Genomic DNA, 14,871 nt, shown 5'->3' on the forward strand with positions numbered 1-14,871 from the left:
GCGCCTTGCAGCTTTGAACAAGACGCGCGCCGCCCGTGCCGCCAACATGGCGGCTTTTTCACGCCTCCCGCCTCGATGCTCGCTTCCTTTCTTGCCGCCGTCTTCGTCGTGCTGTGGTCGACCGGTTTCGTGGTCGCCCGCGCGATCACGCCTTACGCCGATCCCAATCTGTTTCTGCTTGCCCGCTTCGGCGGCACCGCGCTGGTCTTCGCGCTGGCCACGCTGGTCGCGCGCGCAGCCTGGCCGACCGGACGCGACTTCGGCAAGCACCTGGCCGCGGGCGCGCTGCTGCAAGGCGTCTATCTCGGCGCCGGCTACTGGGCCGTCGCGCAAGGTCTGAGCGCCGGCGTGATGGCGCTGCTCGGCGCGCTGCAGCCGCTCGCGACGGCCGCCGTCGCCGCGCCGCTGTTCGGCGAGCGCTTGTCGCGGCGCGGCTGGAGCGGCATGGCGCTCGGCCTCGCCGGCGTCGTGCTGGTGCTCGCGCCGAAGCTCGCTGCCGCGACGCCGCCCACGCACGGCAACGCACCCGCGTGGCTGGTCGTGCTGATATCGATCGTCGCGGTGGGGGCGATCACGGCGGGCACGCTGTTCCAGAAGACCTCGCTCGCGAAGGCCGATATTCGCAGCGCGAGCGCCGTGCAGAACGTCGGCGCGGCGATCGTCGCTGGGGTGCTGGCGCTGGCGCTCGGTGAGCATCGCTGGATCGCGTCGCCGACGCTGTGGGCATCGCTCGCGTGGGGCATCGTGATGCTGTCCGGCATCAGCGTCACGTTGCTCGTCTGGATGGTCCGGCGCGGCGATGCGGCGCGCGCGACTGCTCTGCTGTTTCTTGCGCCGCCGCTTGCCGCGCTCGAAGGCTATCTGGGGTTCGGCGAAACGCTGCTGCCAGTGCAGATCGCCGGATTTGCGGTCGCGCTGGCTGGCGTGTTGTTGGCGAGGTCGTGAGGGGCGCCGCGCGCCAGCATCGCCACCAAGCGCCCGTCAGTCGGCCGTATCCGCGCGCGCGGGCATTTTCGCTCGCGCAACCGCGCCCGGTGCTGGCGACCACGCCGGCCGACTCTTGCGCTGCGAATCGACCACGACGATAAAACGCCCCGCCCACGGCATGATCTGCCGGTCGCTTTTCAGCACCCACAGCGATTGGCCGGAATCGACGAGCTGCGCATATGCTGCGTCGAGAATCCCGTAGCGATCGAGAAACGTGTTCAGCGATGCGGGAATCCGCACGCAGCCCTTCGAATGACGAATGCCGAGCAGCGGTTCGAGCCGCTCGGGGTCGGTCGCGTGCATCTGGAAGCGCATCTGCGACATGCCGCCCTTGCCCCAGCCGCGCTCACCCAGCGCCCAGCCGAGGTCGAAGATGCGCATATCGCGCCGTCCGTAGCCGCGAATATGGTTTTCGTTCTGCGTGCCCTCGGAGCGAAAATCCATGTTGTCGGGCGTATGTTCGAACACGCCGAGCGGCGTGATGAAGTGGTCGTACTCGCCGGGCCGTCCCGTGGATACGGGGGATGCGCCGATCATCTGCCAGTTGTCGGCGGGCGCCGGGCGGAAGTAAATCAGGAGCGCCTGCACGTTCGCATTGCGATCGACGAGCACCACGTACTCGCCCGACAGATTGCCAAGCTCGTTCTCATTGAGCGCCGTCTCCAGACGATCGGCGTACGCTCGCTGCGCCGCGACGGGCAGTCTGAGCCGGCGCGTCACGTCCCGCGCGAATACGTCGCGCAGCAGGAACGCGCGGCGCGGATCGACGACGCCAGCCGCGTCGGGCGCGGCGATGGTGGCGGCGTCGATCGTGGGCAACGGCCGGCTCGCGCCATTCCATGCGTTGCCCGGATTGGCCAGATTCACCGTATGCGCCGCTGATGTCGTGGATGCAGGTGACTGAGCGCTACCGGGCGCCGCCGCATGAACCGGCGCCGCCATCGCACCGGCACTCGAGACGACGGCTGCGCAAACCCACGCGCAAATCCTCAGGCGGTTCAATCCAGGCTGGCAAGGCCGATCTGGGTATCTCATCGCGTCTTGGAGCAAACATGATTATTATTGATCGCACGCCGGGTCCCTGCGGCGTTCGGCACGACCGATGTTACTCAGCGAAGCGAGGCGTGTCGATGAAAATACCTTCTAACCTGCGAACTCTTCAAAAATGATCGGCTAGTTTTCGACAATCGACATGCCAGCGAAAACGCAATTAATACGCAATTAAATCGGTCATCGGAAAATCAAACCCCAAAAGGCAATATACGATTTCGTTCGACGAAAGGTAGACAGAAGACGGCGGCACGTGCCGATACTCACGCCGTTTTTCAACCTGCTTGCAATCTGTTTCAAGCCACTTCAATCGCTTTTTCTCTCGCGAGGACAACAACGATCATGGCTCAATCCGATCCAGCCGCGCGCCAGGCCCGCATCGCGACCGAAATGCACGTCGCCGCCGAATTCGACGCAAGCCGCGAAATCGAGCGCCGGGTCGATTTTCTGGCGAACTATCTGCGCAACAGCCACCTGAGAACTTATGTGCTCGGCATTAGCGGCGGCGTCGATTCGACTACGGCCGGGCGTCTCGCGCAACTCGCGGTCGAGCGTTTGCGGGCGAACCATTACGACGCGAGTTTCGTCGCCGTCCGTCTGCCTTACGGCAAACAACGCGATGAAGCGGATGCGCTCGAGGCATTACGCTTCATTCGCGCCGACGAAAATCTGACTATCGATATCAAACCCGCAGCCGATGCGATGCTCGAGTCGCTCGATAAAAGCGGCGTGTCGTTCAAGGACGAATCCCAGCGGGATTTCGTGCACGGCAATATCAAGGCGCGCCAGCGGATGATCGCGCAATACGCGGTGGCTGGCGCGCGCTCGGGCGTCGTGATCGGAACGGACCACGCGGCCGAATCGGTGATGGGCTTTTTCACGAAGTTCGGCGACGGCGGCGCCGACGTGCTGCCGCTCGCCGGGCTCAGCAAGCGCCGCGTGCGTGCGGTCGCGAATACGCTCGGCGCGCCCGACGCGTTGGCGCATAAGGTGCCGACCGCCGACCTCGAGATGCTGCGGCCGCTTCGTCCCGACGAAGACGCATATGGCATCCCATACGACGCGATCGACGATTTTCTCGAAGGCAAGCCTGTCAGCGATACCGTGCGTGACGTGGTCCTGGAGTTTTACAACGCGACGCGTCACAAGCGGGCGCTGCCGTATACGCCGTTCGATTGGCCGGCGTCGCCGGATGTGCAATGATGCGGCCGCGAACGGCGCTCTCAAACGAATAAAGGCGGTGGACATGCGCGCGTCGTCGCGCCTGTCCACCGCCTTCGAAAACAATAGAGCTTACTGCACCATCCGCGGCGCTTACTGCTCGGGCGGCGGTTCGTCGCTGAACAGATCGGCGCTCGCTTCGAGCGGCTGGCCACCCAGTTGCTTGCCGTGAATCTGCCGCGCGATCACGTCGCCGACATACGGCACGCTCGCGTCGAGTTCGATCGTCGCGTAGGCGCCGGGCTTGCCGGCGTCCACCACCTCGACGTGTTTCGCGTAACGGCCGAGCTCGCGCTTCAGAAATTCCCGCACGTCCTGCTCGCTGCACGATTCGGCGATATTGCGCACGGTCAGGTTCATGCGGCCTACCCTCGCCGCGCCTGGCGGTCCGTCCGTTGGTCAGCGCTTGCGATACGCACCGCTCGCAGCGCGGCACGCTGCTTCGTCTGAGTCGCGCCGAGTGCGCGAAGTGCGACCACGCCGGTCGCGCCGGCCAACCCCATAGCGAGCCATGACAAGTAGAAGGCCATCGTTCAAATCTCCTGTGCGAATTGCATCCTGTTGTCAGGATAGCCCGCTTCGACAGCGAACACACTGTGACGCAGCGTCGTAGGCAATGGCGAAACGTCCCCGTCGATGCACTGTACCTGAATCGGTCGCGCCAAATCGCGCCGATCAGTCCGCCGCTTGCACGTTCGCCGCGCTCACCCACCACGCATTCTTACCGTGCGGCAGACGGACCAGCACCGCGGAAGGATCCTCGACGCCGTCATCGGCGATCTGGCATACCGGCAGGCCGTCGGGCAGACGCTTCACTTCGCCAGCGGCCTCGAACAGCGCGATTCGCTGCGCATCCAGCGGGCGCAGTTGCCGATACACGTCGAAGCTGAGCGCCGCGGGCACGTCGCCGCGAATCTCGAGCTCATTGGCGCGCGCGCAATGCGCGGGCGCGACGGCAACTGCGGCGGCGCTGCCGCTCAGGCAGCCGATCGTCAGCGCGACGGCGGCGAGACGGGAATGGGTCATCGTGTTTCTCCGAAAAAAGTGAGGGGCAGCGAACCGTGGTTCCGCGAGGAATGCGCAAGCGTGCGGACGCGCGGCGCGCTCAACGCTGGCGGGCATGCGCGTCGCCGCGTCGGCTGTCTTCGCTGTCGACGCCATCGTCGTCGCGAGTCGCGAACTCGAGCCGGCTCACGTCGCAGGACGCCTGGCCAAAGCCCGCATACACCGCCGACCAGTTGCCGACGATCACCGCTTGCGCCTGCGCGAGACTCAGCTTGCCTTCGCAGACGCAACGCTTGAGCAGCGCCGCCGCGCGTGCCTTGCGGCGCTCGCCCTGCGGGCCGGACCACGGCAATAGATCGAGATTGGCCGGCGCATCGGGCGATCCGCCGAGCATGATCGGCACACGGCGGTCGAGCGCGAACGCGGCGACGTCATCCGCATCGATGCCGCGTGCGGCAAGCATGCGATCCTTGTGCGCCATCAGTTCGTCGAACGGCGGCGCGACGGTTTCCGCATAACCGGGGCGGCAAATCGTCTGGCCGATCGACTGCTGGCTCACGCGTTCGTCGAGCATGGCGCTCGGTTGCGCGGCGGCATCTCCGATGCGCAGCGCGAGCAGTGCGCCAACGGTGACGAGCAGCGCACGGTGCGTGATGCGCACGCGCGGACGAAGGACGCGCGTGCGTCCGAGCCGCGGCGCGTTGGCCGCGTCATTGCTGCTGGTCGTGTCGCGGGAAAGACCGCGCCGATGGGTGTCTGCGATGCCTGCGTTCATTCGTCGGCGCGCCGGCGGCGGCACGCGGTAGTTCAATTCGCAAGGCAATTAAAACACATTCAATATGGATGAGTACAAAAGCCGGACATGAGGGCGCGGCGTTTGCCGGCTCGCGGCAGCCGCCGCGAGCCGGCGCAGACCAACCCAGCGCGACGTCGCGATGAGTGGGGGCGCCCCGCCGCCTCTACTTCGCCACCCGCGCCTGCAACGCGCGGATGCGCCCGAGCGCCTGCGCGTTCGACACCGTCTCTTCGTACATCTTTGCGAGGTCGGCTTTCAGCGCGGTGCGCGAACCGCCATCGAGATACACCATATGCCCCGATGGATAGAACCGTGCCGACAGGTTCTGCCGCACCTGCTGACTGACCAGCGGCATCTGCTGCAGATCGAGCACGGTCTGATAGAACGGCGTGACGAAATCGAAAAAGCCATTCGCCGACAGCACCTTGAGGTCGGGATTGAGCGCCATCACGGCGGCAAGGTCGCCGGCCGTGTACAGAATGATGTTGCCTGTCGAGTCGAGACCCTTCTGCGCGCCGGTTGGATCGATATGGCCGAAATCCCAGTACTTGAACGCCTGATCGTTGAGGTCGGTGAACGACGAGTTCGACGTGTACTTCAACTGCTCGTTCAGATAGACGTTCCACATCGTCGTGTAGACGCCGGTGACCGCGGTCATCGTCGGATCGTTGCCGCCGGAGTTCGGGTCGATCTTGCCGGCGATGCCGGTGTCGATCGCGGTCACGCGGCCGTCGTAGGCGCCGAGCGCGAGGCCTTGCGACTTCAGCAACGTGGTCAGGAACAGCGAATTGCCGCGGCTGTCGTAGCCCGCGATGTCGAGGCTCCACGCGAGCAGCGTCGTTTTGTCGATGCCGGTGTATTCGCTGAGCTTTTCGGTGGTCGCGGAATCTGTGGTCGGGAACTTGCGCAGCGCGGCCAGGTAGTCGGTGCGCGCGAACTGCGCGACCTCCTCGGCGAACGCGCCGAGATCGGTCGGCCGCGGCGCGACGCCGAGCTTCTTGTGATACCACGCGTCAGCGGCCGCCGTGGGCAGCGCGCCGACCGGATTGCCCGATTGCGTGTAATCGAGAATCGACGATTGCAGCGTAATGCCGTTCAGATCGACCCCATCCTCGTGCAGCCGGTACGCGAGCACGCAGCTACGCGCCGTGCCGTAGGACTCGCCGAATAGATACTTCGGCGAATTCCAGCGGTTGTTCTTCGTCAGGAAACGCTTGATGAACTGCTTGATCGAATCCGCGTCCTGATCGACGCCCCAGAAGTCGCGATTCTTCTTCGGCGCGATCGCCGCCGAATAGCCGGTGCCGACCGGATTGATGAACACCAGGTCGCTCTTGTCGAGCAGACTGTCCGGATTGTCTTCGAGTGAATAAGGCGCGGGCGGCGTGAACCCCGGCATCGACGTCTTGATGCGGCGCGGCGCGAACGAGCCGAGCAGCACGAATACCGACGACGACCCCGGCCCGCCGTTATAGAAAAACGTGACCGGCCGCGTTTCTTCTTTCTGATGGTCCTGCGTGAACGCGACGTAGAACATCCTCGCCGACGGTTGCGAGCTGCTCGGATCGACGATCACCAGATGGCCCGCGGTCGCCGTGTAGTCGATCTTGTGAGCGCCGATCGTCACCGAATGATGCGTGATCGCGGCCGTCTCGACTGTATCGGTAACCGAATCGTCCGGGCCGTTGCCATAGGCGAGCGGGTCGAAGAGCGGCTGGTCGCCGGCCTTGTGCGGCGCGCTCGTGGCGGTGGACGCGCCTGCCGAGGCCGTGGCATGCGTGTTGTGCGGCGAATGCTGGCTACCGGAAGCTGATTCTGTATTCGTCATGATCGCTCCAAGGGTTCGTTTTAATTGCCATGCGTCCTCGTTCTTACGTCTCGTTGTTGTGTTATGCGCTGTGTTGCAGACTATAGTGCGCCCGCCACCTTCCCGCCATTGGGGCTGCCCAGTCCCGTGCAGGCATCCCACCCCTTCGACGCCGCGAAGCTGCCGTTGTTGCCCTGCGTGATGTCGTTGCAGACGCCCGGCGCCTTGTACAGCTTAGCGTTGACGAAGCCGGCCGGCTGTCCCTTCGCCGCGTTGATGCGCGCGATCAGCGCCGCCCACAGCGGCGCGACCGCGCTGGTGCCCCCCACCACCGTTTGCATTCCGTCGACCAGCACGTCGTAGCCGGTCAACGGCGAGGCATCGCCCGCGACATCCGGCACGCCGCGCCCGCCGAGCGGCTGGCCGCCGCCGCCCGTCGCCGTGACCGACAAACCCCGCTGCCACGCCGGCACCGGAAACGCGCTGCTCACGCCGCCGCCGCTGGCCCCGCCCTGCTCGCCGTCGTTCCACACGACCTCGCGCGTGATCGCCGAACCGGACGAGCTCAGGTGCGTGCCGCCGCAGGCGAGCACATACGGGCTCGACGCCGGGAAGTCGACCGCGTCGCCGCCGCCCGAGCCGTCGCTCGACCCGCTGTCGCCCGAGGCCGCGCAGATGGTCACGCCGAGCGCCGCCGCCGATTGCAGTACGCTGTTGAGCGCCTGCATCGACTGGCTGGTCCACACTGATTCCGGCGCTCCCCAACTGATCGAGATCACCGACGGCTTGTTAGTTGTGTCGTGCACCGCGCGGCTCACCGCGTCGATGAAGCCGGCGTCGCTGTTCTGCGTGAAGTACACGGTGATGGCCGCGCCCGGCACGATGGCGCCGACGATCTCGATGTCGAGCGTGACCTCGCCGTCCGGCCCGTTCGGATCGCCGCTCGGCTCGTTGCCAGCCTGATCGACGCCGACCGGGGTCACGGTCGGCTCGCTTACACCGAGGCTCGAGAAATAGGTCTTGAGGTCCGACGTGTTGTAGCCGCCGCCGAGCTCGATGATGCCGACGCACTGACCGCCGCCGTCGCCTTGCGGAAACTGGTAGAGCGAGGCGAGCTGCGGCGGCGAGTACGAGGTCTGCCCGGCGCGCGCCGGCACGAACGGCGGCCGGATGCGAAAGTGCGGACGCGCCTGCGGCCGGTTGTCGAGTCCGAGCACCGCCTCCACGACGCCATGCAGATCGTCCGGCACGCTGATCGTGCCGGTGCGGCCACGGAACTGGCCGGCCGCGTGATGCCGGTAGAGCTCGAGCTTGACCTCGAACGCGCTCTGGAATTGCGCGATCGTGCCGCTCAGCAGCACCGAGCGCGCCGCCGGATCCTCGCGCGCGACGGTGAGCCCATGCGCGGCCGCGAACGCGCGGACCTTCGCGATGTCATCGGGCGCGGCGCCGTAGTCCTGGGCGAGCGCCTCGCGCGACAGCGGCTTCACGCTCGCGTCGCCGGCTTCGATGCGTTTCATCAAGGCGTCGAACTGCGCCTGCTGCTGGCGGCGCAGCATCACGAAGACCTCGATCCGCTCGGCGGGATCGCATTGCCCGATGACCGTCGTGCCCTGCGCGACCTTTCGCTCGCTGCCCGGCAATGGATGCTTGGTGACCATGGTATCGACTCTCCTTTTAGCGTGGCTTGGCACGCGGTCATGCACGACCGCGCGGCCCGGCGGCGGCCAGGCACGCCACGCGCCTGCATGAAGCGCATCGTGGCGATACGCGGCAGGGGTTGTTCAAGAACTTCGTCCAAGCGTCCGACCAAAGCATTCGAACACAGTTCCGGCCAGCGCGACAGTCGTCCGCATGGCCAGGGTCTAATGCGCGGCGTGGATGCGACACGCTATGATGCTCAAGCGGCATTCCCGCCGTTTCATTGCCGCGCGCGCCGCCTGCGCGCACGATCGAGAAATCAGAGGAACCCATGTCAATTTCGATGTATCAAGCATCACTGCCTGTGCTGATTCGCGGCCTCACGAACCTGCAGGCCATCCTGGGCAAGGCCGAAGCGCACGCGGCCGCGAAGCAGATCGAACCGTCGGTGTTCACGAATGCCCGGCTCGCGCCGGACATGCTGCCGTTCGTGCGCCAGGTGTATATCGCGAGCGATACCGCGAAGGGTTGCGCGGCGCGCCTCGCCGGCGTCGAGCCGCCGAAGTTCGACGACGTCGAGCAGACTTTCGATGAACTGCAGGCCCGTATCCAGAAAACGATCGATTACCTGAAGGAATTCAACGCGGCGCAGATCGACGGTTCGGAAAGCCGCACCATCACGCTGAAAATGCGGACGGGTTCGATCGAGTTCACCGGAGCGTCATATCTGTTCGGTTTCGTGCTGCCGAACTTCTATTTCCACGTGACGACCGCGTATGACATCCTGCGTCATAACGGTGTCGAGCTCGGTAAGCTCGACTATCTGGGCGGGATGCAGCAGTAAACGGAGCAGGCGGGTCGTCGATCGCGCGGCCGCCCTCACGCGTGCAGGCGCGGCTGGAATGCGATCACCGCCATGCCGGCCAGCGTCAGCGCGACGCCTGCCGCGTCCCACGGCGTGGGCCGCACCTCGTCCACGACCCACAGCCACGCAATCGCGACCGCCACGTACACGCCGCCGTAGGCCGCATACACGCGGCCCGCTGCGGTGCCATGCAGCGTCAGCAGCCACGCGAATAGCGCGAGGCTTGCCGCGCCTGGCAGCAACAGCCACGCGGAGCCGCCCTGTTTTAGCCAGCGCCACGGCAGGTAACAGCCGAGAATCTCGGCGACAGCGGTCACGACATACAGCAGGAAGGTTTGCATCGATGAGCGTGAGAAGGTGGTTGTGTCGCCGCGCGTGCGCGCGGCCGGCTGCGCTATCGGCTTTATTAACACAATCACCTGGCACCGCGGCCTTTGCATCGGCTGTATGCGCACGCGCGACGAATGCAAAAGCCTGCTCCGAGTTTCAATCCAGCGAAAGCCGCAGCGCGAAGCCGATCAACGCAGCCGAGAAGGTCCACCGTTGTACGGTCTGCGCCAAAGGATGGACGCGCATCCAGTTGGCGATGCGCGCAGCGCCGATCGCATACAACGCGTCGAAGCATGCGCCGATCACGAGCAGCACGACACCAAGCTCGATCATCTGCCACGCTACCGGCCCCGCTTCCGGCCGCACGAATTGCGGCAACAGCACCGAGCAGAACAGTAGCGCCTTCGGGTTGAGCAGGTTCGTCAGCAGACCTTTGACGAACGCGGTCCGCAACGGCCGCACCGCATTGCCCGCATCGCTCGAAGCAGTGGATTCCACTCGCGGCGCGCCGGCCGCTTGCTTGTCGCGCGACCCGGCCGGCAATGCGAACCCGGGCGAGCGGAAGATTTGAATCCCCACCCACGCGAGATAGACGGCGCCGGCATAGCGCACCGCGTCGTACAGCCACGGCGCGTTGCGCAGCAGCGCCGCCATGCCGCACGCCGACAGCGTCACGTGCGTCGCGCGCGATACGCCGAGCCCCGCCGCGGCCGCAAAGCCGCTGCGCACGCCGCGCGCGATGCTGGTTTGCAGGATCAGCGCCATGTCCGGCCCGGGCACCGCATAAACGACAATCAATGCCGCCACGTAGACGGCCAGCAGGTGAGCGGAAATCATCGGCGCCTCCTTGTTGTTCGAGACTCCATGTTGCTATCGGATGCGGAGCGTTTGCTGGCGACTTTCAGTCCTCCGCATTCAAAAAATAGCGGAATGCGCTAATATTTCGACATCTGGCGACGCCTTCCACCACCCTGCAGCCCCCCTCCCGACCATGCCCACGGACGATCTCGACAAAACCGATCGCGCGATTCTCGCAGCGCTGCAAAACGACGGCCGCATGTCGAATGCGCGTCTCGCCGAGATGGTCGGCCTCAGCGAGACGCCTTGCGCGCGGCGTCTGAAACGTCTGGAGAACGATGGTTACATCGACCGCTACCGCGCGGTGCTGTCGCGCGCCGGGCTCGGTCTGGGCGTGATCGCGTTCGTGCTCGTGCGCTTCGCGGTGCACGACCGCGTGGTGGCCACGCGCTTCGAGCGCGAGGTGCAGGCGATCCCGCGGATCCTGTCGTGCCACAACGTGTCGGGCAGCGCCGACTACATCCTGCAGATCGTCGCGCGCGACCTCGACGACTACGGCACGTTCATGCGCGACGAACTGCGCGGCCTGCCGGGCGTGACGTCGGTGGAATCGGCCTTATCGTTGCGCGAAGTGAAAGCGTTTGGCGGTCTGCCGCTGTCCTGAGCGCGAACGTGGCATAGTCCCCCCTTTAGTCCCCTTTTGAAGCGGCACGAGCCGTTCCGACGCAACCCGACGACCCCGGAGTTCTCATGGATCACGACAAGGCGCGAGCCGAAGAAACCGCCGCAATGGAACGCGTGTTGACCGCCACCAAGCGGGTGCAGACCGCGTTCGCGTCGCTGCAATCGCAATTCCCGCCGTCAGGCAGCGGCAAACCCTCGCAATTTGCGTTGCAGACTTTCGACGCCGCGCTGCAGGAACTCGAAGACGCACAAGCCGCGTTCGACGAACTGCTCGGCGATCTGCTCGACGGCAATCGTTGAGCGCTAGCGAGCGTCTGGCCGGCGCCCCGCTCGCCAGCCGGCTCGCACGCTTCGCGCCGCCGCATGCGCCTTAACGCGCGTCCGTCTCCACCACCGGCTCGCAGAGAATCGGAAAATTGACGGAGTTCGCGACGTAGCACTTCTGATGCGCGACGTGATGCAGATGCGTGGCCAGCTCGACATCGCCGCTCGCGCGGATCGTCACGCGCGGGCGCAGCACGATCTGCGAAAAGCGGCCTTCCTGCGCAGTATCGAGCATCGTGCCTTCGGCGTCGTCGCGATAGTCGAGCACGGCGATGCCCGCCTCCGAGCACAGATGCAGATACCACAGCTTGTGACACGCGCTCGCCGACGCGACCAGCAGGTCCTCGGGATTCCAGCGCGTCGCGTCGCCGAGAAACGCCGGATCCGACGAGCCCGGAATGTCGGGCTTGCCGCCGGAAGAAATCACGTGATCGCGGTCGTAGTCGCGGTAGCCGGAGGTACCGCTGCCGCGGTTGCCGGTCCATTTCACCGATACGTGGTACTTGTGCTCGCCGTGCGCCATTCGCTTCCCCTTTGGTCGGATCGGACCTGCATTCTATCCGCGCCACACTAGCGCGGCGGCGCCGCGCGGCCGGTCACGTTCGGCGCGCGTGGGTCGGGATTCATATAGAGCGCCGTGCCGTTCGCGCGCCTGTTGTTGAGCGCGGCGCCCGAGCCGGTCGCGCCACCCGAGCCGAGCCCATACGAGCCGCCCGCCGACATGCCGGGCCCCGGCATGGCACTCGGACTGACGCCGGTACCGATGCCCATCGCGCCGCCGACAGCCGCATTGCCGCTGCCCCCGCTGGTGCCCGCGTTCGTGCCCGCATGAGTGCCGTTCTGGCTGCCGCCAGGATTGCCCGGTTGCTGGGCCTCTACCGTTGCAGCGGCCCCCACCGTCAACAGGGCCGCAAGCAACGCCGACCACACGATCCCACCTGTTGCTGTCTTCATAGCCACCCCCAATCGCATCGATCCGCCGAGCACGATATCTATTCTGAGCCGATCGCGCGACCGATGCAGCGGCGCCGCTCCCGCCCGCGCCCACGGCGTGTCCGTGCGCGTTATGATCGATCGTTACGCCCGAACGGCCGATCGCGCACGATGGAGCACGCCTACATCCACCTTTTGCATCTGCTCGCCGGCCACTCGACGTGGATGCTCGCGGTCGTTTTCCTCGCCGCTTTTTTCGAAGCGATCGCGGTCATCGGCACCTTCGTCCCCGGCAGCACCGCGATGTTCCTCGCCGGCGCGCTGACGGGCACCGGCTCGCTGAGCCTTGCCTGGGTCTTCGTGTGGGCGATCGTCGGCGCGGTCGCCGGCGACGGCGCCAGCTTCTGGCTCGGCGCTCGCTACAGGGAGCGCATCGTCACGCTGTGGCCGTTCCGCGCACACCCCGGCGTACTCGACGCGGGCCAGCGCTTCTTTCTGAAGCATGGCGCGAAGAGCGTCGTGCTCGCCCGCTTCATCGGCCCGCTGAGGGCGATCGTGCCGGTCGTCGCGGGCATGATGGGCATGCGGCCGCTGCGCTTCCTCTCGATCAACGTGCTCTCCGCGCTGCTGTGGGCGCCCGCGCACATCCTGCCCGGCGTCGTGTTCGGCGCGTCGGTGCTGCTCGCGGGGGCGGTGTCGTTCCGGCTCGTCGTGATCATCGCGATGCTGGCGTGCATCGTGTGGCTCAGCTTTCGCGGCGCTGGGTTTCTGGTGTCGCACGCGAATGCCTGGTCGAGCGCGGCAGGCCGTCATCTCGGCAGTTGGGCATGCCGCCATCCGGGTCCGCTCGGCCGCATCGCGCGCCGCATGCTCGACCCCGACACGCCCGATGCGACCCACCTGCTCGCGACGTCGCTGATCGTGCTGGTGGCCGGCGCGCTTTTCTTCGGGATCCTTGACGACGTCGTCAGCGGCGATCCGCTGACGACCATCGACCTGTCCGTTTATCACTTTCTGCAATCGATACGCACGCCGTGGGGCGACACGTTGCTCGCGGCGCTCGCGACGCTCGGCAGCGGCATCACACTGTTCGCGCTGGTCGTCACGGTCGCCCTGTGGATGGTGTGGGAGCGGCGCTGGCGCACGATCGTCTACTGGCTCGCGGCGGTCGTGTTTTCGCAGCTGCTGATTCTCGGCCTGCAACTCGCGATGCGCCGCGCCCCGCCCAACGAACTCATGAGTGGCCACTTCGTGTTTCCGAGCAATCACGTCGCCGCGACGGTGATCATCTACGGCTTTCTCGCGTTTCTGCTCGCGCGCCGGATCGGTAAGCTCGGAGGCGTGCTGGTTGCCGGCGCCAGCATCATCGTCGTGATCGTGGTCGCGCTCGCGGGCGTCTACTTCGGCCGCTACTGGGTGTCCGACGCGATCGGCGGCGCGGCGCTCGCGTATGTGTGGGTCGCGCTGATTGCGCTGACGGCGATCTGGAGGCATCCGCAGCCGCCGCCGCCGCGCCGTTTCATGCCGCTCGTGGTGCTCGCGGTCGTAGCGCTCAGTGTCGGCCTGCAGCTCGGCCTCGCAATGCCGACGCCGCCGGACGGCGCGCCGCAACCACCCCCCGTGCAGTTCACGCAGACGCAGTGGAAGCTCTCCGGGTGGAAGCGGCTGCCGTGCTTTCGCTCCGACATGGGCGGCGATCGCAAGGAGCCGCTGACGCTGCAATGGGTCTCCGAGCCCGCTTCGATACGCGAGCAGTTGCGCGCGCAGGGCTGGGTCGAGGGCACCGACGTGTCCGCGCACAGCCTGCTGTCGCTCGCTTCGCCCGACGTCGCGGCGGTGTCGCTGCCGGTGCTGCCGAAGCTGAACAATGGCGTGCCGTCGTCGCTGGTCTTCATGCGACCGGGCAATTCGCGCGAGGAACGCTACGTGCTTCGCTTCTGGCCGAGCGGCTACGCGGTCGACAACGGCACCTCCGCGGCGCCGCTGTGGGTCGGCGCGTTCGCGCACGAGCGGCTGACGCGGCCCTCCTGGCCGCTGAACATTCTGCGCATCGATCACGACGCGAGCCCGTTCGACGCGCCCACCAGGTCGGGCGCCGAGCTCGGCGCGACGGTTCTCGCGGAGGTCGATTGTCACGGCGTGCCGGTGTCGCTGCTGGTCTCGCCGAGGCAATGAGCTGCACATCCAGGCAACTTCAGGTATCTCAGGCATCCCCAGACGATTCGATAAAGGAGACAACCGTGGGCCGCTTCGGAAGTCCACATCGACGTACCCGGCGCCGTCTATCAGCAATTGGCGCCACGGGCGAAACGCCTGCTGCGCCATATGCCGCGCGTGAGCGAACTCGACAATGCAAGCGCGCCGGAGCAATACCGGAAATTCGCCTATTGAAGAAAGCATTCAGTCGCCGCATTGGCCGCGCAACGAATT

16 protein-coding genes are annotated in these 14,871 nt (G+C 66.0%); 6 read left to right on the forward strand and 10 right to left on the reverse strand.

The window, feature by feature from the left end; all coding sequences use genetic code 11:
- Nucleotides 1-75 precede the first annotated feature (75 nt).
- Entirely contained in the window at nt 76-945 is an 870-nt protein-coding gene (locus OKW26_RS13665) for a DMT family transporter (RefSeq protein WP_184068103.1), read from the forward strand.
- Between the two features lie 36 nt (nt 946-981).
- Here OKW26_RS13665 and OKW26_RS13670 read toward each other — a convergent pair whose 3' ends face one another.
- A complete protein-coding gene (locus tag OKW26_RS13670) occupies nt 982-1,929 on the reverse strand; it encodes a L,D-transpeptidase (protein ID WP_429353933.1) in 948 nt (315 codons plus the stop codon).
- Nucleotides 1,930-2,379: 450 nt separating this feature from the next.
- On the opposite strand from OKW26_RS13670, the gene nadE reads away from it, so the two are divergent.
- Entirely contained in the window at nt 2,380-3,240 is an 861-nt protein-coding gene (gene nadE, locus OKW26_RS13675) for an ammonia-dependent NAD(+) synthetase (protein ID WP_429353934.1), read from the forward strand.
- 111 nt (nt 3,241-3,351) lie between these two features.
- On the opposite strand, the gene OKW26_RS13680 is transcribed toward nadE, so the two are convergent.
- The 5 genes from OKW26_RS13680 to OKW26_RS13700 all read right to left on the reverse strand — a co-directional run bounded on the left by OKW26_RS13680 (nt 3,352) and on the right by OKW26_RS13700 (nt 8,527).
- A complete protein-coding gene (locus OKW26_RS13680; protein ID WP_184054915.1) occupies nt 3,352-3,618 on the reverse strand; it encodes an RNA-binding protein in 267 nt (88 codons plus the stop codon).
- A 315-nt stretch (nt 3,619-3,933) separates the two neighbouring features.
- A complete protein-coding gene (locus OKW26_RS13685; protein ID WP_184036667.1) occupies nt 3,934-4,284 on the reverse strand; it encodes a hypothetical protein in 351 nt (116 codons plus the stop codon).
- 79 nt (nt 4,285-4,363) lie between these two features.
- Nucleotides 4,364-5,038 carry a hypothetical protein gene (locus tag OKW26_RS13690; RefSeq protein ID WP_429353935.1) on the reverse strand — a complete coding sequence of 225 codons (675 nt, stop codon included), beginning with the start codon at nt 5,036-5,038 and terminating at the stop codon, nt 4,364-4,366.
- 184 nt (nt 5,039-5,222) lie between these two features.
- On the reverse strand, nt 5,223-6,887 hold the full coding sequence (locus OKW26_RS13695; protein WP_429353936.1) for a S10 family peptidase: 1,665 nt from the start codon (nt 6,885-6,887) through the stop codon (nt 5,223-5,225).
- Nucleotides 6,888-6,967: 80 nt separating this feature from the next.
- The gene (locus OKW26_RS13700) at nt 6,968-8,527 is read right to left on the reverse strand and encodes a S53 family peptidase (protein WP_429353937.1); all 1,560 of its coding nucleotides are present in this window, start codon (nt 8,525-8,527) and stop codon (nt 6,968-6,970) included.
- Nucleotides 8,528-8,838: 311 nt separating this feature from the next.
- Here OKW26_RS13700 and OKW26_RS13705 point away from each other — a divergent pair, with 311 nt between their 5' ends.
- Nucleotides 8,839-9,351 carry a DUF1993 domain-containing protein gene (locus tag OKW26_RS13705; protein ID WP_184068086.1) on the forward strand — a complete coding sequence of 171 codons (513 nt, stop codon included), beginning with the start codon at nt 8,839-8,841 and terminating at the stop codon, nt 9,349-9,351.
- A gap of 35 nt (nt 9,352-9,386) precedes the next feature.
- Here the strand turns inward: OKW26_RS13705 and OKW26_RS13710 are convergent, their stop codons facing one another.
- Together OKW26_RS13710 and OKW26_RS13715 are read right to left on the reverse strand one after the other, a co-directional pair.
- Entirely contained in the window at nt 9,387-9,713 is a 327-nt protein-coding gene (locus tag OKW26_RS13710) for a YnfA family protein (RefSeq protein WP_187613128.1), read from the reverse strand.
- Between the two features lie 145 nt (nt 9,714-9,858).
- Nucleotides 9,859-10,539 carry a LysE family translocator gene (locus OKW26_RS13715; RefSeq protein WP_184068080.1) on the reverse strand — a complete coding sequence of 227 codons (681 nt, stop codon included), beginning with the start codon at nt 10,537-10,539 and terminating at the stop codon, nt 9,859-9,861.
- 154 nt (nt 10,540-10,693) lie between these two features.
- Here OKW26_RS13715 and OKW26_RS13720 point away from each other — a divergent pair, with 154 nt between their 5' ends.
- Nucleotides 10,694-11,164 (forward strand): Lrp/AsnC family transcriptional regulator, encoded by a 471-nt coding sequence (locus OKW26_RS13720; protein WP_429353938.1) that lies wholly within the window; start codon nt 10,694-10,696, stop codon nt 11,162-11,164.
- A gap of 86 nt (nt 11,165-11,250) precedes the next feature.
- Nucleotides 11,251-11,484: a hypothetical protein gene (locus OKW26_RS13725; protein WP_429353939.1), complete on the forward strand. Its 234-nt coding sequence runs from the start codon at nt 11,251-11,253 to the stop codon at nt 11,482-11,484.
- A 70-nt stretch (nt 11,485-11,554) separates the two neighbouring features.
- On the opposite strand, the gene OKW26_RS13730 is transcribed toward OKW26_RS13725, so the two are convergent.
- Together OKW26_RS13730 and OKW26_RS13735 are read right to left on the reverse strand one after the other, a co-directional pair.
- Complete coding sequence (locus OKW26_RS13730; protein WP_429353940.1) at nt 11,555-12,031, reverse strand: OsmC family protein; 477 nt, start codon at nt 12,029-12,031, stop codon at nt 11,555-11,557.
- Nucleotides 12,032-12,078: 47 nt separating this feature from the next.
- The gene (locus OKW26_RS13735) at nt 12,079-12,462 is read right to left on the reverse strand and encodes a hypothetical protein (protein WP_429353941.1); all 384 of its coding nucleotides are present in this window, start codon (nt 12,460-12,462) and stop codon (nt 12,079-12,081) included.
- A gap of 150 nt (nt 12,463-12,612) precedes the next feature.
- Between OKW26_RS13735 and OKW26_RS13740 the strand changes: the two genes are divergently transcribed.
- Nucleotides 12,613-14,616, forward strand: coding sequence for a VTT domain-containing protein (locus OKW26_RS13740; protein WP_429353942.1), 2,004 nt, complete (start codon nt 12,613-12,615; stop codon nt 14,614-14,616).
- The last annotated feature ends 255 nt before the right edge of the window (nt 14,617-14,871 follow it).

Source organism: Paraburkholderia sp. 32, from assembly GCF_050435345.1.
Lineage (GTDB): Bacteria > Pseudomonadota > Gammaproteobacteria > Burkholderiales > Burkholderiaceae > Paraburkholderia > Paraburkholderia tuberum.

Excerpts from the sequence above, each read along its gene's own strand:
- OKW26_RS13665 (WP_184068103.1), top strand. The coding sequence starts at position 76 with ATGCTCGCTTCCTTTCTTGCCGCCGTCTTCGTCGTGCTGTGGTCGACC.
- OKW26_RS13670 (WP_429353933.1), bottom strand. The coding sequence starts at position 1,929 with ATGGCGGCGCCGGTTCATGCGGCGGCGCCCGGTAGCGCTCAGTCACCT.
- nadE (WP_429353934.1), top strand. The coding sequence starts at position 2,380 with ATGGCTCAATCCGATCCAGCCGCGCGCCAGGCCCGCATCGCGACCGAA.
- OKW26_RS13680 (WP_184054915.1), bottom strand. The coding sequence starts at position 3,618 with ATGAACCTGACCGTGCGCAATATCGCCGAATCGTGCAGCGAGCAGGAC.
- OKW26_RS13685 (WP_184036667.1), bottom strand. The coding sequence starts at position 4,284 with ATGACCCATTCCCGTCTCGCCGCCGTCGCGCTGACGATCGGCTGCCTG.
- OKW26_RS13690 (WP_429353935.1), bottom strand. The coding sequence starts at position 5,038 with ATGAACGCAGGCATCGCAGACACCCATCGGCGCGGTCTTTCCCGCGAC.
- OKW26_RS13695 (WP_429353936.1), bottom strand. The coding sequence starts at position 6,887 with ATGACGAATACAGAATCAGCTTCCGGTAGCCAGCATTCGCCGCACAAC.
- OKW26_RS13700 (WP_429353937.1), bottom strand. The coding sequence starts at position 8,527 with ATGGTCACCAAGCATCCATTGCCGGGCAGCGAGCGAAAGGTCGCGCAG.
- OKW26_RS13705 (WP_184068086.1), top strand. The coding sequence starts at position 8,839 with ATGTCAATTTCGATGTATCAAGCATCACTGCCTGTGCTGATTCGCGGC.
- OKW26_RS13710 (WP_187613128.1), bottom strand. The coding sequence starts at position 9,713 with ATGCAAACCTTCCTGCTGTATGTCGTGACCGCTGTCGCCGAGATTCTC.
- OKW26_RS13715 (WP_184068080.1), bottom strand. The coding sequence starts at position 10,539 with ATGATTTCCGCTCACCTGCTGGCCGTCTACGTGGCGGCATTGATTGTC.
- OKW26_RS13720 (WP_429353938.1), top strand. The coding sequence starts at position 10,694 with ATGCCCACGGACGATCTCGACAAAACCGATCGCGCGATTCTCGCAGCG.
- OKW26_RS13725 (WP_429353939.1), top strand. The coding sequence starts at position 11,251 with ATGGATCACGACAAGGCGCGAGCCGAAGAAACCGCCGCAATGGAACGC.
- OKW26_RS13730 (WP_429353940.1), bottom strand. The coding sequence starts at position 12,031 with ATGGCGCACGGCGAGCACAAGTACCACGTATCGGTGAAATGGACCGGC.
- OKW26_RS13735 (WP_429353941.1), bottom strand. The coding sequence starts at position 12,462 with ATGAAGACAGCAACAGGTGGGATCGTGTGGTCGGCGTTGCTTGCGGCC.
- OKW26_RS13740 (WP_429353942.1), top strand. The coding sequence starts at position 12,613 with ATGGAGCACGCCTACATCCACCTTTTGCATCTGCTCGCCGGCCACTCG.